General features: G+C 62.7%; 19 protein-coding genes and 1 tRNA gene. 9 read left to right on the top strand and 11 right to left on the bottom strand.

Translation table 11 applies throughout. The features are described 5' to 3' along the window. Positions 1–135: 135 nt before the first annotated feature. Positions 136–1,128, top strand: coding sequence for a M24 family metallopeptidase (locus ACWAT3_RS12190; RefSeq protein WP_460798980.1), 993 nt, complete (start codon positions 136–138; stop codon positions 1,126–1,128). A 27-nt stretch (positions 1,129–1,155) separates the two neighbouring features. On the opposite strand, the gene ACWAT3_RS12185 is transcribed toward ACWAT3_RS12190, so the two are convergent. Genes ACWAT3_RS12185 through ACWAT3_RS12170 form a run of 4 tightly spaced genes read right to left on the bottom strand, consistent with a single transcriptional unit; the run spans position 1,156 to position 5,986 of the window. Beyond that, positions 1,156–1,767, bottom strand: a complete 612-nt coding sequence (locus tag ACWAT3_RS12185) for a bifunctional 4-hydroxy-2-oxoglutarate aldolase/2-dehydro-3-deoxy-phosphogluconate aldolase (protein ID WP_460798788.1) — start codon at positions 1,765–1,767, stop codon at positions 1,156–1,158. Between the two features lie 29 nt (positions 1,768–1,796). Further along, positions 1,797–2,723: a sugar kinase gene (locus ACWAT3_RS12180; RefSeq protein ID WP_460798786.1), complete on the bottom strand. Its 927-nt coding sequence runs from the start codon at positions 2,721–2,723 to the stop codon at positions 1,797–1,799. A 45-nt stretch (positions 2,724–2,768) separates the two neighbouring features. Further along, entirely contained in the window at positions 2,769–4,667 is a 1,899-nt protein-coding gene (locus tag ACWAT3_RS12175; RefSeq protein WP_460798784.1) for a DUF6807 family protein, read from the bottom strand. Then, positions 4,664–5,986 (bottom strand): BNR-4 repeat-containing protein, encoded by a 1,323-nt coding sequence (locus tag ACWAT3_RS12170; protein WP_460798782.1) that lies wholly within the window; start codon positions 5,984–5,986, stop codon positions 4,664–4,666. Before ACWAT3_RS12170 ends, ACWAT3_RS12175 begins: the two co-directional genes overlap by 4 nt. A 159-nt stretch (positions 5,987–6,145) precedes the next feature. On the opposite strand from ACWAT3_RS12170, the gene ACWAT3_RS12165 reads away from it, so the two are divergent. After that, positions 6,146–6,237: transfer RNA gene (locus tag ACWAT3_RS12165), tRNA-Ser, on the top strand. Positions 6,238–6,466: 229 nt separating this feature from the next. Here ACWAT3_RS12165 and ACWAT3_RS12160 read toward each other — a convergent pair. The 4 genes from ACWAT3_RS12160 to ACWAT3_RS12145 form a co-directional block, all read right to left on the bottom strand. After that, entirely contained in the window at positions 6,467–7,960 is a 1,494-nt protein-coding gene (locus tag ACWAT3_RS12160; RefSeq protein WP_460798781.1) for a toll/interleukin-1 receptor domain-containing protein, read from the bottom strand. A gap of 291 nt (positions 7,961–8,251) precedes the next feature. Next, entirely contained in the window at positions 8,252–9,406 is a 1,155-nt protein-coding gene (locus ACWAT3_RS12155) for a tyrosine-type recombinase/integrase (RefSeq protein ID WP_460798779.1), read from the bottom strand. After that, positions 9,403–9,627, bottom strand: a complete 225-nt coding sequence (locus tag ACWAT3_RS12150) for a helix-turn-helix domain-containing protein (RefSeq protein ID WP_460798777.1) — start codon at positions 9,625–9,627, stop codon at positions 9,403–9,405. The genes ACWAT3_RS12155 and ACWAT3_RS12150 overlap by 4 nt, the downstream gene beginning before the upstream one ends. Continuing rightward, positions 9,620–10,210, bottom strand: coding sequence for a hypothetical protein (locus ACWAT3_RS12145; RefSeq protein WP_460798775.1), 591 nt, complete (start codon positions 10,208–10,210; stop codon positions 9,620–9,622). Before ACWAT3_RS12145 ends, ACWAT3_RS12150 begins: the two co-directional genes overlap by 8 nt. Positions 10,211–10,283: 73 nt before the next feature. Here ACWAT3_RS12145 and ACWAT3_RS12140 point away from each other — a divergent pair, with 73 nt between their 5' ends. Continuing rightward, on the top strand, positions 10,284–10,625 hold the full coding sequence (locus ACWAT3_RS12140; protein ID WP_460798773.1) for a glutaredoxin family protein: 342 nt from the start codon (positions 10,284–10,286) through the stop codon (positions 10,623–10,625). 144 nt (positions 10,626–10,769) lie between these two features. On the opposite strand, the gene ACWAT3_RS12135 is transcribed toward ACWAT3_RS12140, so the two are convergent. Together ACWAT3_RS12135 and ACWAT3_RS12130 are read right to left on the bottom strand one after the other, a co-directional pair. After that, positions 10,770–11,786, bottom strand: coding sequence for a zeta toxin family protein (locus ACWAT3_RS12135; RefSeq protein WP_460798771.1), 1,017 nt, complete (start codon positions 11,784–11,786; stop codon positions 10,770–10,772). Continuing rightward, a complete protein-coding gene (locus ACWAT3_RS12130; RefSeq protein WP_460798769.1) occupies positions 11,761–11,997 on the bottom strand; it encodes a hypothetical protein in 237 nt (78 codons plus the stop codon). The genes ACWAT3_RS12135 and ACWAT3_RS12130 overlap by 26 nt, the downstream gene beginning before the upstream one ends. Positions 11,998–12,855: 858 nt before the next feature. On the opposite strand from ACWAT3_RS12130, the gene ACWAT3_RS12125 reads away from it, so the two are divergent. The 5 genes from ACWAT3_RS12125 to ACWAT3_RS12105 all read left to right on the top strand — a co-directional run bounded on the left by ACWAT3_RS12125 (position 12,856) and on the right by ACWAT3_RS12105 (position 21,117). Next, on the top strand, positions 12,856–14,601 hold the full coding sequence (locus tag ACWAT3_RS12125; RefSeq protein ID WP_460798767.1) for a type I restriction-modification system subunit M: 1,746 nt from the start codon (positions 12,856–12,858) through the stop codon (positions 14,599–14,601). Next, positions 14,598–15,863, top strand: a complete 1,266-nt coding sequence (locus ACWAT3_RS12120) for a restriction endonuclease subunit S (protein WP_460798766.1) — start codon at positions 14,598–14,600, stop codon at positions 15,861–15,863. The genes ACWAT3_RS12125 and ACWAT3_RS12120 overlap by 4 nt, the downstream gene beginning before the upstream one ends. A 1-nt stretch (position 15,864) precedes the next feature. Beyond that, positions 15,865–17,001: a hypothetical protein gene (locus ACWAT3_RS12115; RefSeq protein WP_460798764.1), complete on the top strand. Its 1,137-nt coding sequence runs from the start codon at positions 15,865–15,867 to the stop codon at positions 16,999–17,001. Beyond that, positions 16,994–20,095 (top strand): HsdR family type I site-specific deoxyribonuclease, encoded by a 3,102-nt coding sequence (locus tag ACWAT3_RS12110; RefSeq protein WP_460798763.1) that lies wholly within the window; start codon positions 16,994–16,996, stop codon positions 20,093–20,095. Before ACWAT3_RS12115 ends, ACWAT3_RS12110 begins: the two co-directional genes overlap by 8 nt. Positions 20,096–20,979: 884 nt before the next feature. After that, positions 20,980–21,117 (top strand): hypothetical protein, encoded by a 138-nt coding sequence (locus ACWAT3_RS12105; protein ID WP_460798761.1) that lies wholly within the window; start codon positions 20,980–20,982, stop codon positions 21,115–21,117. A 173-nt stretch (positions 21,118–21,290) separates the two neighbouring features. Here the strand turns inward: ACWAT3_RS12105 and ACWAT3_RS12100 are convergent, their stop codons facing one another. Next, on the bottom strand, positions 21,291–21,551 hold the full coding sequence (locus ACWAT3_RS12100) for a hypothetical protein (RefSeq protein WP_460798760.1): 261 nt from the start codon (positions 21,549–21,551) through the stop codon (positions 21,291–21,293). Positions 21,552–21,620: 69 nt separating this feature from the next. On the opposite strand from ACWAT3_RS12100, the gene ACWAT3_RS12095 reads away from it, so the two are divergent. Further along, the gene (locus tag ACWAT3_RS12095) at positions 21,621–21,935 is read left to right on the top strand and encodes a hypothetical protein (RefSeq protein WP_460798758.1); all 315 of its coding nucleotides are present in this window, start codon (positions 21,621–21,623) and stop codon (positions 21,933–21,935) included. Positions 21,936–22,045 lie beyond the last annotated feature (110 nt).

Below are 22,045 nucleotides of genomic sequence, written 5' to 3'. Positions count from 1 at the left end.
CCATATTAGCCACTATCGTGTGAGAAAACGTTTCCGGACGAAGGGGGATCGATCGCGATGGTGGGATCGATGAGCGACCGACAAGTCAAGCAGGACCGATTGGCGCGTGTGCGCGCCGCAGCGGGCGGCCCGCTCGTGCTCACCTCGCACGAGGCGGTGTCCTGGTATCTCGACGGCGTCCGGACGCACGTCTCGCTGGCGGGTCCGCCGGTGCTCGCCGTCCGGGTCGAGGATGCCGGAGACACCCTTTTCGTCGCCGCCAACGAGGCCGATCGACTGATCGCCGAAGAGCTGCTCCCGGTCGATTCGGACCGCATCGTCCGCGTGCCGTGGCAGACACCGCCGTCCGAAGCGGCGCTGCAGGGCGCGCTGCGCGGACCGAGTTCGCTGAACTCGTCTCCGACCGGCATCCCCGAGTCCGTGGTCGCCGCCGACCTCCGGGCAGCGCGCGCATCGCTGTTGCCCGCGGAGCGAGACCGCTACCGCGACCTCGGTCGCGACACCGCCGAGGTGCTCACCGACGTGCTCGCGGACGCCGCCCCCGATCAGACGGAGCAGGCGGTCGCCGCCGCCGTCGCCACAGGTCTCGTGGCCCGGGGGATCGATCCGCTCGTGATCCTCGTCTCGGGGACGCAGCGGCTCGCCTTCCGGCATCCGCTCCCGACCAGCGCTCCGCTGGGGGAGCGGGCCATGATCGTGGCCTGCGGGCGCAGGCACGGTCTGATCGCGAACATCACCCGCTGGGTCGGTGCAGATGCTGCGGACGAGCGCATCCTCGCCGTCGAACGGGCCTTCCTCGACGCGTCGGTTCCCGGTCGCCCACTGGACGAAGTCTTCGCCGCAGGGACCGCGGCCTACGCCGCGAACGGGTTCGACCCTGACGAGTGGCAGCGCCACCATCAGGGCGGACCTACGGGTTACGCCGGGCGCGACCCCCGAGCGACCACGGCGACCACGGACGCGCTCGCAGAATGGCAGGCGTTCGCCTGGAACCCGACGGCGCAGGGCGTCAAGGTCGAGGACACGCTGCTGCGCACCCCCGATGGCTGGGAGGTGCTCACGCTCGATGAGCGCTGGCCGACGATCGCCGTCGACGGGCTCGACCGGCCGGTGGCGCTGCCGTACTGACGGCCGCGGACGTCGCTGCGCTCGTCGTCAGCGCGGCGTCGAGCGCAGCAGGTCGGCCAGCAGCGGCAGCTGCTCCGGATCCTCCAGGGCGGAGCCGACCGCGACCACACGGGCGCCGGCACGCAGGAACTCGCCGGCGTTGGCGGCACTCATGCCGCCGGTCGTCACGAACTGCGCCTGCGGGAACGGCCCGTGCATGGCACCGAGCCACTGCGCACCCAGCAACGAAGCGGGGAAGGCCTTCAGCCACGTCAGACCGGACTTCAGGGCCAACTGCACCTCGCTCGCGGTGGCGACTCCGGGGATGCTGAGCAGACCGGCGTCGTGCGAGGCGCGCACGACGTCGAGGTCGAGGCCGGGGCTCACGGTGAACGCGGCTCCAGCGGAGGCCGCCTGCGCGACGTGCTCGGCGGAGAGGACGGTTCCTGCGCCGACGATCTTGCCGCGCTCACGACCGGCGGCGGCGACCAGGCGCAGTGCCTCGACGTCGTCCGGTGTCTGGATGGGCAGCTCGACGACGTCGATGCCGAGGTCCCACGCGGTGGTCGAGACGGCGAGGCTGCGCTCCGGGCCCATGCCGCGCAGGATCGCCATCAGGGGCGAGCCGCCGAAGAGCTCCTCGAATCCGGAATTGTCCATGACCTTCTCTTTCCCTGTGTCCGACATCGTCACTCCGCAGCGTCCGTGACGCCGATGCCCACCACGTCCTCGGTGGACTGCAGCACGAGGTGAGCGCGCTCGTGACCGCCGCGCAGCCGCTCCTCGGCCGGCGCACCGGTGAGGTGCGCAGCGAGCCATCCGGCGGCGAACGCGTCGCCGGCGCCGACCGCTTCGACGACCTCGGTCGGGATCGCCGGCACGAAGACCGGGTCTGCGGCGGAGAACTCGGTCGCGCCGACGTCGCCGTCCTTGACGATCAGATGCGCGGGACGGGGGATCAGCGCGCGCACGTCGTCCGGGGTCGCGCATCCCCAGAGCGTCTGGGCCTCGTCGAGGCCGACGAAGACGATGTCCGACCGATCCGCCAGCGTGCGCAGCACCGGAGCCGCGGTCGCGGCGGACCACAGGGCCGCGCGGTGGTTCACATCGAAGCTCAGAAGTCCGGTGCCCGCCCCCGTGACCCGGTCGATGACCGCATCGATCAGGGCGGCGCAGTCGGCCGAGAGCGCGGGCGTGATGCCGGAGACGTGGACGATCGCGGCATCCTCGAGCGGAATGTCGACGATGCTCTCCGCCGTCATCCGCGATGCCGCGGATCCGGCGCGGTAGTAGAGGACGCCGTGCCCCGGGTCCTTGAAGTACACCCCGGTCGGGGCGTCCGCGCGGAACGCGACCCAGCGGGTGTCCACACCGTGCTCGGCGAGGGTGTCGTGCACGCGGTGCCCGAGCGCGTCGTCGCCGAGCGCGCTGACCCAGGCGGCGCGGTGGCCGAGCAGCGCGACGTGCGCGGCGACGTTCGATTCGGCGCCTCCGACGGTCAGGTGCAGGCTCTCGCTGTCGGTGAGTCGCGTCGTGTCGGGGGGAGTGATGAGTGCCATTGTCTCGCCGAGTGCGATGAGGGCCGGGGCAGGGGCGCGGTGACCGGGATCGTCCATGATGATCCAGGCTACCGGCCGCATCGGACGCCGCCCGCGCGGGGGTCAGCCGAGCAGGGCGGTCACCTCGGCATCCGTCCGCCGTCCGTCGGCGACCACGCCGCGGAACGACAGCGTGACGGACTCGCCGGCCTCCAGAGCGACGGCCTGATCCCAGGCGAGGGCCGAGCCGATGCCGGGGTAGTCGGTCACGCGCACGAACCAGGGCCGCTGCTCGTCCGAGGCGAGCCCGACGGTCGCTTCCCCGTCGGGGAAGCGGGCGCTGAAGGCGATCCAGTCCGTCACGCTGCCATGGACGGCATCCTCTCCGGATGCCTCTGCGGTGCGCACGTCGACGTCGGATGCCTCGGGGAAGCGCCAGGCGAACCCGCCGTACCCTCCGCCCGCGCGTCCGTGCGACCCGGGGCTGCCCAGTTCGATCGGTCCGGATGCCGCTTCCAGCACAGTCGTGGTCCGGAAGGTCCATGCCGAATCGGATGCCGCGGCGAACGCCCAGCTGGTCGTCTCGCGCAGCGCGACGGCGCCCGCGGGGGTGAGCCAGTCCGCGGTGGACGCGAAGCCGTCCGCGGTGCGCTCGAGCGAGGTCGTCACGATGCGGCCGTGATCGTTCAGCCAGCGGTAGCCGGCGTCGCGCGTGTAGGTCGGCCCGCCCCAGAAGTTCGTACCGCCCGCGTGCTGGATCGCGACGGAGACGCCGAGGTGCCAGTCGTGGTCGGCGGGGTGGGCATCCGTCACGACGACGCCGCCGAGGGTGCGGACGGGGTGCAGGAACGGGCGCGGTCCGGATGTCGGGGTGACGGCTGCGCCGTCGTCGAGGACCGCGATGACAGTGTCGCCGAGGGCGATCTCCTCGGTGGTGCCGTCGGCGGTCTCCGGGGCGAACGGTGCGCGCACCTCGCTGAACAGGGCGCCGGCGCGCGCGGTGCGCTGCACCCACTCCGCGATGTCGTCCACGACGATCATGGTGTCCAGCGCGGTGGTCGCGGCATCCGGGATCCGGACGGGAGCCGGCGCCGTGCGGACGGCTTCGAGCACCTCCATGTAGGCGCCGGTGTCGACGAGGGCGGACAGCTGGGGTTCGCCGTGCTCGAGGTGGTCGAGGAACTGCTCGAACAGCTCGATGCGTCCCGGTCGCGAGACGCGGCCGTCCGGGTACGTGAGGGCATCGTCGGTGTACGAGAACAGGACGTCGGCGGATGCCGTGCGCGCCTCGATGAGCGGCTGGTCCTGTGCGGGGCCGGCGAGTGTGAGTGCCGCGGAGACGATCCGTCCGTCGGCCAGCGTGATGCGCGCGCTCGAGGTGTCATCGGCTTCGATGTCGTTGGCGCGGTAGAGCTCGAGCTCGATGCGGGCGATGTCTTCGCGTCGGCGCGCTCCGGCGATGTGCAGCGCGGTGGCGACGGCGTGCGAGAGGGCGTTGGTGAGGACGCCGTCGACGACGGGCTGGCCGTTCAGGGTGCGCTTGCCGGCCCAGGCCGAACGGTTCCAATAGGCGAACTCGCGGCTCCAGGTCGCCCAGGTGGCGACCGAGGTCGCGCCCCCCAGGCTCGCGATCTCGGTCAGGGCGTGCGAGCCGAAGCTCTGGAACCCGACCTGGATGGCGCGGCCGGTGCGCCGCTGGATCTCGAGCAGTTCGGCGAACTGCTCCATCGTCGCGACGGGCGGCTTCTCGAGGTAGACGTGGCTGCCGTGCTCGAGCGCACGGGCGGCCAGGCCGAAGTGCGTGTTGGTCGGGGTGGCGACGATGACGATGTCCGGATGGATGCCGGTGGCGAGCGCTTCGTCCAGGTTCTGCCAACTGGGCGCGGCCGACCCGAACCCCTCGGTCGGGCCGCCCTTGGGATCGACCAGGCCGACGAGCTCGACGCGGTCGCCGAGGCGCGCAAGGTTGCGGAGATGGACGCTGCCGTAGCCGTGTGCGCCGACGAGGAGGACGGTGGTCATGCGGATTCCTTCACGGTGTCGTCGGCGGTGCGCGGCTGGTCGAGCAGCACGATCTCACAACGGTAGTGCTGGGAAGCGGTCATCTCGCCGCGGAACCACAGCAGGGGGATGCGGGTCGCGTCGCCCGGGGCGACGATCGGACGCAGATTGTCAGACGGCGAATCCTCGGTGATGGGCGTCCACGACCAGGTGATGCCGGCATCCGATGTCGTGCCGTGGAAGATCTCGTGATGAGCGAGCCGATCGCGGGTGCGCGGGTCGATCGGCGTCGAGATGTAAACGGAGTCGATGTCGTACGGGTCGATGGCAGCGAGCCCGGTGTAGTCCTGCTCGTGGGGCAGGAGGCCGCCGCCGGCCTGGGCGAGCTCGACGAGCTGCCAGGTCTCGGCGCCGGGGGAGAGACGGGCAGCGTAGAAGCGGATGTCGCGGACAGGATGGTTGCGGTCCGGCTCGTCTTCGAGCTCGTCGTCGATGCGCGCGGTGAGGACGGCGGCGATCGTGCCGTCTGGTGCGCGCCGGATGTCGGTGGTCCAGGCGTGCATGCGGACGCCCTCGGGGCCGACCGAGCTCGCGGCGAGGATCGTGGTGAGCTCGACCTGGGAGGGGGCGTCGTCGCTCGGCGCAGGGGCGGCGATGACGGTGCCTGCGCTGTCGTGCAGGGCGCCGGCTGCGAGGTAGCCGTGGTAGATCGAGTTGTCGTAGTCGCGGGGGTGGTGGTCGGTGGTGATGAGGTCGATGCGGTCGCCGCTTCCGACGTAGCGCGTGTACCCGTTGACGTATCCGACCTTGGGGCGGGTGAAGAGCTTGCCGGCGTACGCGAAGGTGTCGCCGTCGTCGTCGGAGACGAGGGCGCACGGGTCGTCGTTGATCGCGCGGGCGAAGCAGTACAGGCGACCGTCGAGCTCGTGCAGGTTCGAGTAGGTCACGCCCCGTCCGCCCGTGAGCTCCGTCCAGTCGAACGTCTGCTCTGGACCCCAGCGGGTGGGGTCGTCCGGCTCGCTGACCCGCCAGCGGGTGAGGTTGTCGGTCTTGTGCTTCGCGTAGACGGCGAGCCAGCGACCGTCGCGTCGGCGCCAGAGCGCCGGGACATCGTGGTCGTCGGTCTCCAGCCGCTCATGCAGGACGACGACCTGCGCGGTGCCGGCGTCGAGGTCGGCGACCGTGAGTTCGATGTTGCCGGCACGGGCTTCGCCGCCGGGGCCCTCGGGGGCCGGGACAGAGCCGACGACGAGGAGGCGTCGATTCGCGTCGACGAGGGCGCGTTCGTCCTGGAACCAGCACCAGGCTCCGTTGTCGTTGATGACGCGGGGTTCGGGCATGTCCTCTTCCGTTCCGATGATGTGGCGGCTGCGGCACGATCGTGGCGTGTTCGAGCATAGCGGAAAGCGCTTACCCTGCGGGAGTGCGGCGGCGGTTCGTCGTGACCCGCCGAAGCGGTTATGATGGCATGACGCGTTCTCGCCACAGGCGGGGCGCATGGAGACGTCGCATAGTCAGGCCTAGTGCACCACCCTGCTAAGGTGGAGTCCTCGCAAGGGGACCAGGGGTTCAAATCCCCTCGTCTCCGCCACAGAATTCCTGGTCAGAGACCGATTTTGTTCGCCCGGGTTTCGTATACGATCCTGCCTCGAGGCGCAGATTCGGCTCCAAGTTGCCGTGGTGTTGCCGGGACTTGGAGCTTAGGCCCCCGGCAGCGGACAAGTGGGAGTGTCGAAGGTCTCAGCTGTGACGCTATTTGTGGGTCGAGTTTCATCCCACACTTCTGACCTTTCAGAACCGATCAGCCGGGTCCCTCGGCTTTAGTAGCGTCCGGACCGTACGCGGCTCGCCATGGTCCCCACCGTTTCGAGAGCGGCGATTGCTCGTTCGGATGACCCGCCGAACAGGCCCGCCAAGAGTGGAGTCCATCCGGCGCCGTGCGAGCGGGCCTCTTCGAGCAGAATAGTCTCCGGCCCGCGCTCGCTGTGCTTGTGGCGCCAGGTGTATCGCCCATAGCCGCCGTGCGATCCGAAATAGTACTCGACCTGCGCGCGCGCGTCTTCTGATATCGCGTCGAGCAACACCTCGACCCGATCGAACGCGTCCGCATAGTCTGTGTCACTCGCAAACTGTTCCTGATACAGCGGCGCGAGCACGGTGAAGACGTGATCGGAAATCGGGGTGAAGCGCCGTCCCGCTTGACCCGAAAGCAATTGAGCAATGTCAGCGGAGCTGGGCGAAGTGCCGTCGTCCTCGAGACCGAGGATCGTCCCCGGCACGCGCCATCGATCAATTCCGATCACGCTCTGGCTCCCAGATTTGAGGATGAAGGGCACACGTGAGCCCCCGGGGATCGCGATCTGGACGTCGGCCGATGCTGCGCGGAGCATGGAGTAGTTTTGCTTCGCGAGAGCGCCAATGGCGACCGCAAACGTCATGAGCAAAGCGGGATACTCGTGGGCGACTCCGTAAATGTCATCGGCCGTGTCGGGTGTGGACTCATGAGCGACGATCATCATCGTTCGCGTCAACTCTTGCTCGTGGGCCTGCGAACCATACATGGAGATGAGCTTCAACGGGATCATCGCCGGAGCAACCACGTCGTCGTAGTTTCGGATTCGGGTCACCCATGCGCGGGTGATGTCCTCATCGAGTTGCTTCACGCCTGGAGGGACTCTCATCGGAAAGGTTTCACGATCCGCGAGTGCCTTCAAGATTGGAGCGCGCAGATCGGACAAGTACTCGTCGTAGTCCATGACGAGCGTTGGACTCCTCAAGAACTCGCGCAGTCTTTCGACTAGATCGCTTCCAGCACGTCCGGCCTCGACTGCGACCTGTGAGACCGAGGCAGGTGGCGTACCAGGGGATGCGCCCATTGCGCGTTGGACGGCGACTATGAGTCGTGCGATCTGCGCGGACTTCGCCGATCCGAACAGGTCTGCGCGATGGATCGATTTCCCAAGTGTTCGTCCTGCCCCAAGGTCAATCTCTGGAATCTCGCATTCATCGAGGCGAGCAGTCATGAGCCACGACGCTCCCGGCGGGCGTAGCCGGTACTCTTCGGCGGCGAGTGTCAACTCCTCGAACTGGTACGACTTCTTGCGCTTGGCGAGGTTCGAGGAAAAGCACGCGAGGAATACGAAGGACCCGCTACGGATCGCATTCCGAATTTCGGCCTGCCAGTCATCGCCTGGCCAGAGCTTGTCTTTGTCTCGCCAGACGATGAAGTCCGCAGCCTCGAGAGCTGCTTGGAGCTCATCGATCTGTGCCGAGTCCTCGGTGATGTACGAGATGAACACATGATCGCTGGCCACGAGGTAAACCTATCGAAGGGCACGGACATAGTCGCGTGCGTGGGAGTCGGTTGGCACCTGGAAGCTGCTCGTGGGGCGCGCCGTATTTCGTTATCAAGAGCGCAGGTCCGATGGCGGGGAGGGGTTCGTTCGCCATAAACTGACCAATGCTCTGCTGATGCGGGGGCCTCGCCGGTGGATCAACAGTTCACGCCCGGCACCCGCCGACAGCTCTTGGCCTGAGAGTGTTGTCTGAAGAACGATCGCGAGATGAGCGGCCGAGTTCACGCCGGTCTGGGCATGGTAATGATGTCAGAGGCCGATGCCGTCGCGCCCGTGCGGGATCCCAGACGGATTCGAGAGCCACGTGATGTTGGCCGGTTGTTCCGGTGCCGGGGTTTGCGTCCTGTGCTCGGCTTTCGCGAGACGCTGCGCGAAATCTCGTCGCTGTCCCTCGCCGAGAACATGAGCGTAGACCGCCAGAACGGTCCGCGGATCATCGCCGAGATACTCGGCGACCTCGTGAACGGGCGTGCCCAGACGTAGCCAAGTGGAAGCTGCGAAGTGACGGAGTGCGTGCCTGCGGAAACCGAGCGGAAACTTGCGCACAAGCAATGACGTCAGCTGACCGCCCTGCGTATTGGTGAACGTGTAGTCGCCTGGCCGCTTGCCGGCGGCGTGGCTTCGGAAGATCTCCAATCCGCGAGGGGAGAGGGGGATCGAGCGCAAGCCTCGCCATGACTTCGGGACTTTCTCCTCATACCGGTCGGAGTGGGATCGCTCGACGTTCAGCTGTGGAAGTCCGTGCTCGCTGAGGTTGCGCACACGGAGCGCGCGGATCTCGCCCCAGCGGATGCCGGTGAGGGACATGAACTCGAATACATCGGCAATGTCAGCCCGTCGCTCGCGAAGCGCGCTGAGAACGGTATCGATCTGTTCGCCCGTGGGGATCTCGCTCAGGCTGAGCGAACGCAGCGCCACGCTCGACAGCTGTGGCAGTTTTTTCATAGTCCGCACGGGATGCGGGTGCTCGAGCATTCCGCGCTCCTCGGCGTACGTGAACAGGGCGCTCAGAGTGGTGCGTGCTCGCGCGACTGTCGATGGTGCCTTGCCGCTGCGCAGTTCGCTCAAGAGGTGTCCCTGAATGTCCTCAGCCTGGATCGATGTCAGCGGGCGTCGAAGGAGCGCGGGTGGCAGCGCCGCGAGGTTGTTGTTGTCGGTGTCGATCGTCTTGGGGTTGCCGTGCCTGCGTGATTCTTGAAAGGTTTCGACGAGCTGCGCCAGAGTGTAATTCGGTTTAGGCGCGATGGGGCGTCCCGTTTCGAAGCGATGTCGCTGCTCGCGTTCCCATCGCTCCGCATCGCTCTTGCGGCCGAAGGTTCTCGACGCGACGTGAACTTCCCCGACCTTTACGCGGGCCAGGTAGCGCGTTCGTCCGTCCGCGGTCTTCCGCACTTGGATGCTCATGGCGCTACGCCGGCGAGGCGCTCCACGTCGATGCGCCGATAGATGCGCTTGTGTTCGGTGATCTGGATCGGCGGCACGGGGGAGTGGCCCTGGACCGCGAGGGTGCGTAGCGTCGTTCGATGGATGCCGAGGAGCAACGCTGCTTCCTCTTCGGAGTAGAACAGCGGAGAGAGTGCCGTGACCGGCGCGACTTCTGTCTGGCTTGCCGTTGCGTTATCCATCTGCCTGGCGGCCGACGTTGTACGTCATGCCATCCAGGCGACCCGCGTCGCGAGCTTTCTTGATCCAGTCCGATGCTGTGCGGTGTGGGATGTCGAGTTCGACCTGCACGGCCCGCACCGGCGGAGTGCCCGACAGTGCTGCGGCGCCGTAGAGGATCTCAATGACGTCCATCCGCTCGTCCTTCATCCCGCGCTTCACCACCGCGGCGGCCATCCATGTCGGGATAATCCGGCCCTCAGAGGACGTGAGATCCGCGATGGACGTCCAGCTGGCCTCTGGCTCGTCCGTGAGTCGCACCGCGATGCAGTGCGGGATCGCTGCCTGAAGTATCGCAACGGATGCCGTGCGCCGGAGGGCCTGCTGATCGAAATCGTCGCGAATTGCGCGGTTGATGATCGCGGTGACGATGTAGCGACCCTCGGCGGCGTTGTAGTGCGCCTCGACCGTGGTCTCCACGCCGTTGTCTTCATCGGTGGTGGATGCCACGAATCCTGGGGCTATGCGCAGCGCGGACCCGACCGGCTGAGTGGCGGAGTGCCACGTCATCGTCTTGCCATCGAGATTGTTCACGTCGACCTTCACCCCCTCAGTTTGTCTTACCGCGCCGGAGATTCGCAGAACCGCTTGACTAAGTGTATGTCTAAAGCATCTACTTATGTCAATAGATATCTCCAACACGCAAAAGAGGTGGGTTATGAAGGTCACCGTCTACTCCACGGGCTCGGCATGTCAGCGCTGCCGCCTCACATGCCAGCGACTCGACGATCTAGGTATTCGCTACGAAGTCATCGACGTCCACGCCGAACACAACGCCGCGCTGCGGGCATTCCTTGTCGACCAGCTCGGCTACCGCGAGGCGCCAATCGTCGACGCAGGCGGCGCGCGGTGGTCCGGTTTCCGACCCGATCTCATCGATGAACTCGCACGCGAGGTGGGCATCTCGCAGGTCCGGGACGAGATCGAGAGGTGGGCAGCCCCGCCAGCTGCGAGAGGATAGTGGACGGCACCCCGCTCCGTGCCGCGCTTTCGCGGCATATCCTCCCTCGCGGGGCTCGGTCCGGTATTCCACGACGCGGCACTGCGCAGCGCACCGTCCACTAGGAGTCGGCAGTTATCCGGCCGGAGCAGGAATGCGGGCAACTCAGCGAGAAATCGACGTCCCCGGTGCAGTTGGCGTGACGATCGGGCTTGCGATGTCAGGCGAGCCGTGATGGTCAGCGCGCTGATTGAGCGCTGCGAGGTTCGATCGCAGGGCAACCAGCTGGATCGGCACGACCTTGGAGCCCGGTGGAACCGGTAAATCGGGCACCACCTTCAGGATCGCCATCTCGTGAAGTTCGATGATCGACTCGACCGCGGCGTCAGGAATCGAGCGCAACGATTGCGCGTACGCCGTCATGTGACGCAACTCACTCAGCCACTGCGTTGCTTCCAGGGCGGACATCCTCTCCGAGCATGACGCGCGAAACGCGGCAGACACGTCGGCCATCGCCGTGGGGTCGGCACGGTGAGCATCGAACATGGTCTGCCCTCGCCGACCGATCACCGATACGCGATCGATGGCCGAGTCAGCCACGGATGCCGAAACGAGCGCATCCACATCGGCAAGGCTCCGCTCATTCTCCGCAGGGGTGACGAATTGCGCGTGCAGACGCTGCTGCATCTGCTGCAGACCTCGCGACGTCGCCGACAAAAGGCTCTCCTCGCTGCGGGTGGCGGCGGCGACGACGTGCACTTGATAGTTGGAGTCCGCGAAGCGGCGTCCTACAGCAAGCACAGTGCTCGGTGAACGGAACGCACCCTCGAGAAGCAACGAGTAACGGTTCTCACGCGCATGAGCGATGCTCGCCTGCAGCCAGGAGGCCGCAGCCTGAGACAGTTCATTCTGGCCGGCCGTTGAAGCACGGAAAGCAGGCTCGAGATAGCGCGGATGAAACGCTTGGAGATCCTCGCTCGAGATCGGAACGAGATTGCCGCCATGCATTCGCCGGACGCGTGCGATCGCTCGCCCGGCGCCCGCCCCCGAAGCTCCGGCAAGCAGCACCAACGCGGGCTGCGGAGCGGGCTGTGCGCCGTTGAACACCGATCGCAGGACGAGCGCCTCACGGTCTGCGGCGGACGTCTCCGGAGAGTCAGCCACGAGCGTGCCCGGCGCCATGGATCGCGTTGAGTTTCGCGACGATCTCGTCGCGATCGAATCCGTTCACGTCGTAAAGCTCAGAGCGAACCTGCGCGATCCGAGTTGCGACGCTCGCGTCATGAGCTTCACCAGACACGACGAGCCCCGCTAAGGCGACGCGTGCCTCGTCGCGCAGCGCGTCATAGAGCACCGCATCGTTCACTCGCCATTGCGAAGGGCGCTGGGACATGTTGACTCCTTGCCGCGAGTTTACCAACGGTACTGGGTGCAGGACTGGCCCGAGAGTTTGCCGTGTCAGAGGCGCCCCGTACGATCGCCGTGGGCCGGGAAAGGGGACCGGTGTGGGGTCGCAAGCGCCTCGCGGAACTGTACGACAGGTACGCGGCCGAGAAGCACCTCGCGAGGTTGATGAAGGAAGCGCCCCTCCAGTCGCTCACCTCCCGAGAGCTGGAACTCGACCGACTGCCGGTAACGATCTATCCGCGCCCACGAGGATGTCAGGCCTGGGTGCGGATCGGGCCACACGCGGTCCGTGTTTCGGCCACGATCGTGCGGTCGACTCCGCGTGCCGCCGGGATTGAATTCGTCGTCGAGGAACGGACAATACGTTGCTGGGTCTGGGACTCGGCCGTCGACGTGGAAAGAGCGGACGAGGAGGCGCAAGGTCAATCCATGGACGCAGGATCTGACTGGATCGCCGCGCGGACTCTGGCCAGTGAGTGCAGATCCAAGCGAGGCCGTGATTCCCGACCACATGCTGAACAACGTGTAGCTCTCGATCGCAGCGAAGGCATTGTTCGCGCTACTCGTCGCGTCTCAAGGGCAAGCCATCGACCCCTTGACGACGCGCTCGAAGACACCGCCGACATCTCGGCGGCGACTGATGAACTCCTCAGGGCGGGACTGGCTGTCCGCGTCGTGAGATGAGCGTGGTGGTGGCCGACACGAAGGCAAGGAACATCGGTGTGCTCGCGCCCCGATTCGGATCCGCTCGCGGGCGAGTGCCCAAATCGGCTTGCTCCGACATTCGTCGCCCGCGTTCGAGTGGATGATGCTCTTGCTGTCCTTAGACCGGTGAGGCGCCGGGGTGCCTGAAGGGCACGCGCCCGGCGCGGTGAGGAGTGGGCACTCAACACCCGTGTCGGGGTTGACCTGTGCGATCGGGCGCGAAGATGCGCAGAACTTCGTGCGGCTCCGGCAGCCCGCAAAAAAAGTGCCGGGCGCGGGCGCGGGTGACTGGGAGTGCGAACTAGACTTCAAAGCTATGCATGTCACTCAGCAACGGGCCGCCCTGCAACGCCAGATCTGGCAAATCGCCAATGAGGTGCGCGGTGCAGTTGACGGCTGGGATTTCAAGCAGTATGTGCTCGGTACGCTCTTTTACCGCTTTATCAGCGAGAACTTCTCGAGCTACATCGAAGGTGGGGATGACAGCATCCGCTACTCGCGATTGTCCGACGATGTTATCCCTGATGACATCAAGGACGATGCCGTCAAGACAAAGGGCTACTTCATTTACCCTAGCCAGCTGTTCGCCAATGTGACCGCCGCTGCCCCAGCCAATGAAGCCCTAAACACTGATCTCGCCAAGATCTTTACATCCATCGAAGCATCCGCCGGCGGCTACCCGTCCGAATTGGACATCAAAGGCCTGTTCGCTGACTTCGACACCACTAGCAACCGCCTCGGCAACACCGTCAAAGAGAAGAACGCCCGCCTGGCCGCGGTGCTCAAGGGCGTTGCCGAGCTTGAGTTCGGCGACTTCGAGGGCAGCCACATCGACCTTTTCGGTGACGCCTACGAATTCCTCATTTCCAACTACGCAGCGAACGCCGGTAAATCTGGCGGCGAGTTCTTCACCCCGCAGCACGTTTCCAAACTCATCGCGCAATTGGCCATGCATGGGCAAACCCAGGTCAACAAGATCTACGACCCGGCCTGCGGATCTGGATCTTTGCTACTGCAAGCCAAGAAGCACTTCGACTCCCACATCATCGAAGACGGATTCTTTGGCCAGGAAATCAACCACACCACGTACAACCTGGCGCGGATGAACATGTTCCTGCACAACATCAACTACGACAAATTCAATATCTCGCTCGGCGACACGCTGCGCACACCCCACTTCAACGACGAGAAGCCGTTCGATGCCATCGTCTCTAACCCTCCGTACTCAGTGAAGTGGATCGGCTCGGACGACCCCACTCTTATCAACGATGATCGCTTCGCGCCCGCAGGGGTACTGGCACCGAAATCTAAGGCGGATTTCGCCTTCGTGCTGCACGCCCTGCACTATCTCTCCGGCAAAGGGCGTGCCGCCATCGTCTGCTTCCCTGGAATCTTCTATCGAGGCGGCGCGGAGCAGAGAATCCGCCAATACCTCATCGACAACAACTATGTAGAGACGGTCATTGCGTTGGCGCCGAATCTCTTCTTCGGCACCTCCATCGCGGTCAACATTCTGGTGCTCTCCAAGCACAAGACCGATACTGTGATCCAGTTCATCGACGCGAGCGGGCTGTTCAAGAAAGCGGTCAATTACAACGTACTCACGGACGATGAGGACCAAGAGAATCCCGGGCACATCCAGCAGATCATGCAAGTGTTCGCGAGTAAGGCTGATGTTCCGCATTTTGCTGCGTCGGTGGACTACGACGTCGTAGCCAACAAAGGCTACAACCTGTCGGTCAGTAGTTATGTTGTAGCCGAGGACACTCGCGAAGTTGTCGACATCGCCGAGCTCAATGCACGCATCGAACGTCTTGTCTCACGCCAGGTCGAACTGCGCACTTTGATTGACGCGATCGTTGCTGACCTGGAGGGCTCAGAGTGAGCCGCCTTGACGACCTAATCGAAGAGCACTGCCCGGATGGAGTCGAGTACAAGCAGCTCGCTGAACTGGCAACCACAGTTCCTGGGCTCAGCGGCAAGAGCAAGACAGATTTTAATGAGGGCAACGCCCGCTATGCCTCCTACCGGAATATCTTCGCAAACCCGGTTCTCGACCTAGAAGCCCCAGACTATGTCAAGGTCATGGATGGTGAACAACAGAACTCTGTTCGGCTAGGAGACATTCTATTCACTGGCTCGTCCGAGTCGGTTGACGAGGTCGGGATGTCATCAGTTGTCACCGCTGAGCCGCCGGAGCCCATCTACCTCAATAGCTTCTGCTTTATCGTCCGACCCAACCGAAGTGACTGGCTCGAGCCAGCATTCGCTAAGCACCTGTTTCGTAGCGAATCGATCAGGAGACAGATTCGTGAAACCGCCAACGGAGTCACGCGAATCAATATCTCGAAGCCGCGTTTTATGAAAGTACGGATTCCAGTTCCGCCGCTCGAGGTGCAACGCGCCGTCGCCGAAATACTCGATATGTTCAGTCTATTCGAGGCGGAGCTTGAAGCTGAATTGGAAGCGGAGATTGAAGCCCGTCACCAGCAGTATGACTTCTATCGCCGCATGGTGCTTAGGCGCGTCGGCCCCGCGAGCGCCTCGCTGACGAGCCTCGGCAAGTGGCAGGGCGGTGTGACCCCGTCCAAGAGCGACCCGCGCTACTGGGCAAATGGAGACATTCCTTGGCTTGCGTCGATGGATATCAGCGATGAGTCCACGGATGAGATTCGCGGCCGTGTCACCCAAGCCGCCCTGGACGAGACCTCTCTCAGGATCGTGCCCGCTCCGGCCGTTGCGGTGGTCATGCGGTCGAATATCCTGCGTCGCCGAGTACCGATCGGTTTAGTCAAGGTCGATACGACTGTCAACCAGGACATACGTGCACTCATCCCCCGCGAGGGTGTCCATGCTGAGTACGTCTATCAGGCGCTGAGGGCTGACAGCGAAGAGATCCGCAGCCGGTGCGTGCGTACGGATGGATCGATGGCGGCTGTGAATTCGCAGGACTTCTTTGCATGGAAAATACCGCTGCCTTCGATGGAGGAACAGCAGTCCATTGCCGCCGAACTTAGGTCGTTCGAAGTGCTCGTCAATGACCTCCGCGCTAGCCTCCCCGCCGAGCTAGCTGCGCGGCGGACGCAGTACCAGTATCACCGTGACAGGTTGCTCGACTTCAAGCGATCGGAGAAGGACGCGACTTGATATGGGCCAGACGCTCACAGAAATTGCAACCCAATTAAGAGACACCGATAAAAAGGTGCAGCTTATCTATGCCTTCAACGGCACCGGTAAGACGCGTCTTTCCCGTGAGTTTAAGCAGCTTGTTGCTCCCAAAGACTTGGGTAGCGAGGAAGGATCCGCCGATAGACCCGATCCGCCCCGAACGAAGATTCTATACTACAGCGCGTTCACCGAGGACCTGTTCTATTGGGATAACGACCTCGAGATGGACGCCGCTCCGAAGCTGGTGATTCAGCCCAACTCATTTACCGAATGGTTGCTCGGACTACTCAGAGAGCTTGGGCAAGATGGAAACATCGTCAGATACTTTCAGCGCTACGCCAACGACAAGCTGACGCCACACTTCAACGAGGATTTCACTGAAATTACCTTCTCGCTGGAGCGCGGTGACGATGAAAGTTCTGGCAGCCTGAAGATTTCCAAGGGTGAAGAAAGCAACTTCATCTGGAGTGTCTTCTACACGCTGTTGGACCAGGCCATCAGTACGCTCAATGTCGCCGAGGCGGAAGATCGCGAGACCCGCCAGTTCGATCAGCTTGAATATGTGTTCATCGACGACCCCGTGAGTTCGTTGGATGACAACCATTTGATCGAGTTGGCGGTCAATCTTGCGGGTTTGATTAAGACAAGCCCGCCTGGGCTTAGCTTCGTCATCACTACCCACAGCCCGTTGTTTTACAACGTACTGTTCAACGAACTCAGAACGAAGACTTGCTACTTGTTCGAGCGTCTCGAAGATGGCACTTTCAGCCTCGAGGCCAAGAACGGAGACTCTAACAGTAGTTTCTCGTACCACCTGCATCTCCGGAGAACGCTTGAGCAAGCAATCTCTTCCAATCAAGTCGAGCGATATCACTTCACTCTTCTCCGCAACATCTATGAGAAGACTGCAAGCTTCCTGGGTCACCCGGCATGGGCGGAGCTTCTGCCCGACGACAAGCAGGCCTATCTGAACCGCATCATACAGTTCACGAGTCATAGCACGCTGTCTAGTGAAGCAGTTGCGGAACCAACACCTCAGGAGAAACAGACGGTCAAGTTTCTGCTGGACAATCTGATTGATAATTACGGCTACTGGCAGGAGCCACAGAGTGATTGAGCAGAGCACGCCCATCGCCGAAACCAGCAACTTCATCGTTCTTGATAGGTACGCGAGAGAGCGGGCGGCGGCGGAAAGCTACCAAAGTGAGTCAGATCTAGAGCGCGAGTTGCTTCAGGACCTCGTCGGCCTCGGGTATGAGTACCTACCAGATCTCAGAACGCCACAATCATTGCTGGCCAATGTGCGTGAGCAGCTTCAAACCTTGAATGGTGCGCAGTTTTCGGATAGCGAATGGGTGCGTTTTGTAGAATTTTGGCTGGATAAGCCGAGCGATGGAATCATCGAGAAGACTCGCAAGATTCATGACGACTATGTCCATGACTTTGTGTTCGACGATGGTCGGATCCAGAACATCTATCTGCTCGACAAGAAGAACGTTGCCCGCAACAAGATCCAGGTGATCAAACAGTTTCAACAAGCCGGCAGTCATGCCAACCGGTATGACGTAACCGTACTGATCAATGGGCTCCCTCTGGTCCAGGTTGAGCTGAAGAAGCGGGGCGTGGCCATCCGCGAGGCCTTCAATCAAGTGCACCGCTACAGCAAGGAGAGCTTCAACCGCGAGAGTTCCTTGTTCAGATATTTGCAGGTATTTGTAATATCCAACGGCACTGACACTCGCTACTTCGCCAACACAACCCAGCGTGACAAAAACAGCTTCGACTTCACTATGAACTGGGCGAAGGCAGATAACGGCCCCATCAAGGACCTAAAGGACTTCACGGCTACCTTCTTTCAGAAACACACCCTGCTCAACGTGCTACTGAACTTCTCGGTGTTCGACATCAGCAACACGCTGCTTATCATGCGGCCGTACCAGATTGCCGCGACTGAGCGAATCTTGTGGAAGATCAACAGTGCATATCAGGCCAAACGCTGGAACAGCACCGAAGGCGGGGGCTACATCTGGCACACGACTGGGTCGGGGAAGACTCTGACCAGCTTCAAGGCCGCGCGCCTTGCGGCTGAGCTTGACTTCATCGACAAAGTATTCTTCGTCGTGGACCGCAAAGATCTGGACTACCAGACCATGAAGGAGTACCAGCGGTTCTCGCCCGACAGTGTGAACGGTTCGGAAAGCACGGCGGGTCTGAAGCGCAATCTGGACAAGGACGACAGCAAGATCATCGTCACAACTATCCAGAAACTCAACAACCTAATGAAGAGCGAAACCGATCTGCCAATCTACGGTCGGCAAGTGGTCTTCATCTTCGACGAGTGTCATCGTAGCCAGTTCGGCGAGGCGCAGAGGAACCTGACCAAGAGGTTCAAGAGGTTCTACCAATTCGGTTTTACCGGTACTCCAATCTTCCCGCAGAACGCTCAGGGTGCGGACACCACAGCAAGCGTCTTCGGCCGAGAACTGCATTCGTACGTCATCACTGATGCCATTCGGGACGACAAGGTTCTGAAGTTCAAGGTGGACTACAACGATGTCCGTCCGCAGTTCAAGGTCATCGAGAGCGAGCAGAACGAAAAGAAGCTGAGCGCCGCGGAGAATCGGCAGGCGTTGCTGCACCCAGATCGCATCCGTGAAATCACGGAATACATCCTTTCCAGCTTCCGGCAGAAGACTCACCGCCTGCAAGTAGGAGCCACCGGCTTCAATGCCATGTTTGCAGTGAGCAGTGTTGACGCCGCGAAGCTCTACTACGAGGCCTTCAGGACCTTGCAGAAGGACAGCGATAAGCGTTTGCGGGTTGCGACAATCTTCTCCTACGCTGCCAATGAGGAGCAGGATGCGTTAGGTGAGATCGCCGATGAGGGTTTCGAAGTGTCAGCCCTGGATGCCAGCGCCAAAGAATTCCTTAACGCGGTCGTTGCCGAGTACAATGCGCAGTTCCAGACGAGCTTCAGTGTGGACAGTAAAGGCTTCCAGAACTACTACCGAGACCTGGCGAAGCGCGTCAAGGACCGCGATGTGGACCTGCTTATCGTCGTTGGGATGTTCCTGACGGGCTTTGATGCGCCAACGCTGAACACCCTGTTTGTGGACAAGAACCTGCGATACCACGGTCTTATTCAGGCCTACTCGCGTACCAACCGCATCTTCGACTCCACCAAGACTTTCGGCAACATCGTGACCTTCCGTGACTTGGAGGACGCAACCATCGACGCAATCACGCTGTTTGGTGACAAGAACACCCGCAACGTGGTGCTGGAGAAGAGTTTCGCTGAGTACATGGAGGGCTTCACTGACGTAGCTACAGGCGAAGCCCGACGAGGATTCGTTGACGTAGTGAGCGAGCTCGAGCAGAGATTTCCTGAGCCCGCGGACATCGTGACAGAGTCCGACAAGAAGGCCTTTGCAAAGCTGTTCGGTGAGTACCTGCGGGTGGAGAATGTGCTGCAGAACTACGATGAGTTCGCCAGCCTCAAGGAGTTGAAGAGCGTCGACACAAGCGACCCGCAGGCTCTCGAGAGCTTCAAGGCTACGCACTACCTTAGTGACGACGACCTAGCGGTACTGCAGGAGATCCGGGTTCCCGCAGATCGGACGATCCAGGATTACCGCTCCACCTACAATGACATCCGCGACTGGCTACGCCGCGAAAAGGCCTCGGAGGAGAAGGCATGTTCCAGCATCGACTGGGACGACGTGGTGTTCGAAGTGGATCTGCTTAGGTCCCAGGAGATAAACCTTGACTACATCCTGGAGTTGATCTTTGAGAAGAACAAGAAGACTAAGGACAAGGTGTCTCTGGTCGAGGACGTGCGCCGCATGATTCGCGCCAGCCTCGGCAATCGGGCGAAGGAAAGCCTCATGGTGGACTTCATCAACCAGACCGACTTGGACACGCTGGCAGATAAGGCCAGCGCAATCGAGGCATTCTTCAGCTTTGCCCAGTCAGAGCAGCAGCGCGAAGCACAAGAGCTGATCAGCAATGAAGCGCTAGATGTGGAAGCGGCTAGACGCTACATCAGCGCCTCGCTTAGGCGAGAGTTTGTCAGCGAGAACGGCACCGAACTCAACGCGCTTCTTCCCAGAATGAGCCCACTCAATCCGGAGTATTTGGCTAGAAAGCAGAGTGTCTTCCGGAAGTTGGCTGCGTTCGTGGACAAATTCAAAGGTGTTGGCGGCGAGATCTGAGTAGCTCACTACGCATTGTTGCCCGGCAGCCGGGGTGAAGGCGCCCGCGTGCCGCACTCGCCGCGCTCGGGCACGTTCAGGACGTCTGCGTATCGCTCCAATCACCGCGGTGTGTACTCGACGACACACGCGTAAGCGTGCGGCTGAGGAGCGGACTGAGGATGAGCGTCGCCGACTCGTCACTGGCATGGCCATCGAGGAAGCGCGCGCTCTCCACCGTTACGTGGTCGAAGCATGCAAGCCGAGAGGTCGAGGCCGCACCTACCGGGTCGATGAGGATAAGCCCCGATCAGCGCTGCCGAGCACATCGCACCGATCAACCAGCGCTTGATCCGTAGTCGTGACCATCGCGCGTTCGAACGAGTTCGAGAATGGACGTTGGGTTACAGATCCGGCCACATTGTTATCGGAGCTCCGGGCGGCACCATCCAGGTTGCCACTCCTGCGTCTTCGACGCGGAACGGTGTCGGATCGAATCGCGGCGAGCGGCAGGATCCTGACACCGGAGGTACGCCATGATCGACGATCAGGTCCGACCCGCACGCGTCTACATCGTGATCTGTCCGACGTGTCAGCGAGCGGTAGCCGTTCCCTAAACGAACAGCTGCAGTTCCTTCAGATCGAGCGCTACGCCAACCGCACCACCCTCGCACGAATACCGCGCCCGCACCCATGCCCGATGAGCGCGCGTCTTGCGAACCGCCGAGAAGCATGCTGGCACGACGCCCGCAGTACCACCTGACGAGACGAAGCGAGAAGGGCAATGCACGCAGGCACTTTGCAGTGATGGCTCGGTTGTAGGGTTCGCGGGCCCTGGCATGAGGACGGCCGTGTCATCGGCCGGGTTTGATGCGGTTCCGGTGGCAGCGGCATACGCTGTGGGGATGGCGACGTACAAGCTGGTGGGCGGACCCAGTGACGGCGAGTTGGTAGGCGACCTTCCGGACGGGTACGTGGCGCTTGGCACCAGAGCGATTTCGAGTGACGATCCGAACGCCGCGGGCCCGGAGATCGCCGAATAGGAGGGATGATGGTCAGCCTCGATGCTGCAGCGCAGCAGCACTGCCCTCACGACGATGTCGTGATGCGTGAGGTCCCCGGCGCGTACGTGTGTCCGGAGTGCGGGCACCGACTCAATGTTCCAAGCGTGCCGATGCCGCCTGAGTTCGACGGGCCCGCGTTCAAGGGCTTCTGATCAGGTGTAGGCGCGGTGAAAGTGCCATCCGTCCTCGCTCTTGAACACGTCGAAGACCATTGACTCGCCGGCATCATTCGTGCACTGGAATCTCCAGCCGTAGAGCGAGCCCTGGTGTCCCGGGTCTACTTCCCAGATTGAACCACGGAGACGTGTGGGGACGTCCGTGACCCGCCATCGTTGACCCGCGTAGACCATGCGGACGGGCATGTCGTTGGCCATCCATATGGTTACGGGGTGTTCGATCACGGTCGCCTTCATGGGTTAAAACCATAGAACACTATTTCGAATCTTGCTACCCTCGAATCAGGCCGGGGAAGGAAGGCGGCCATGGGGACCAGTAAGCGGCTCGCTGAGCTCTACGATCAACGAGCAGAGGAGCGGCTGATCGCGCGGGCGGCGAAGGCCGGGCCGCTGCAGGGGCTCACGCCGCGCGAACTCGACGAGCGCAACCAGCCCGTCACGACCTACCCGGCCGCCATCCAGAAGCGAGTCAAGGCGTGGGTGCGGTTCGGGCCGGAACCCGTCCGGGTCTACGCGAAACTGATGCGATCTACGCCGATCGCCGCCGGTATCGAGTTCCGTGCGCAGGGCGAGGTGTACCGGTGCTGGGTGTGGGGCAACGCTGTCGAGATTGCCGAGTGACCAAACGGCCCCGGCGCCGAGGGCGCCGACGTCATCGGGCTTTCGAGATCTCGTGCTGGCGTGCTCCGTTTGTCTCTGGTTGGCCGAGTCGCGTGCCTGCTGCATGGAGA

This window comes from Microbacterium sp. GXF0217, assembly GCF_054798195.1.
This window is presented reverse-complemented; position numbering and strand designations above follow the sequence as displayed.

Bases quoted from the DNA above. Each gene is read 5' to 3' on its own strand.
- ACWAT3_RS12140 (WP_460798773.1), top strand. From the start codon at position 10,284: ATGTCAATAGATATCTCCAACACGCAAAAGAGGTGGGTTATGAAGGTC.
- ACWAT3_RS12175 (WP_460798784.1), bottom strand. From the start codon at position 4,667: ATGACCACCGTCCTCCTCGTCGGCGCACACGGCTACGGCAGCGTCCAT.
- ACWAT3_RS12115 (WP_460798764.1), top strand. From the start codon at position 15,865: ATGGGCCAGACGCTCACAGAAATTGCAACCCAATTAAGAGACACCGAT.
- ACWAT3_RS12095 (WP_460798758.1), top strand. From the start codon at position 21,621: ATGGGGACCAGTAAGCGGCTCGCTGAGCTCTACGATCAACGAGCAGAG.
- ACWAT3_RS12105 (WP_460798761.1), top strand. From the start codon at position 20,980: ATGGCGACGTACAAGCTGGTGGGCGGACCCAGTGACGGCGAGTTGGTA.
- ACWAT3_RS12170 (WP_460798782.1), bottom strand. From the start codon at position 5,986: ATGCCCGAACCCCGCGTCATCAACGACAACGGAGCCTGGTGCTGGTTC.
- ACWAT3_RS12100 (WP_460798760.1), bottom strand. From the start codon at position 21,551: ATGAAGGCGACCGTGATCGAACACCCCGTAACCATATGGATGGCCAAC.
- ACWAT3_RS12150 (WP_460798777.1), bottom strand. From the start codon at position 9,627: ATGGATAACGCAACGGCAAGCCAGACAGAAGTCGCGCCGGTCACGGCA.
- ACWAT3_RS12130 (WP_460798769.1), bottom strand. From the start codon at position 11,997: ATGTCCCAGCGCCCTTCGCAATGGCGAGTGAACGATGCGGTGCTCTAT.
- ACWAT3_RS12135 (WP_460798771.1), bottom strand. From the start codon at position 11,786: ATGGCGCCGGGCACGCTCGTGGCTGACTCTCCGGAGACGTCCGCCGCA.
- ACWAT3_RS12185 (WP_460798788.1), bottom strand. From the start codon at position 1,767: ATGGACAATTCCGGATTCGAGGAGCTCTTCGGCGGCTCGCCCCTGATG.
- ACWAT3_RS12155 (WP_460798779.1), bottom strand. From the start codon at position 9,406: ATGAGCATCCAAGTGCGGAAGACCGCGGACGGACGAACGCGCTACCTG.
- ACWAT3_RS12180 (WP_460798786.1), bottom strand. From the start codon at position 2,723: ATGGACGATCCCGGTCACCGCGCCCCTGCCCCGGCCCTCATCGCACTC.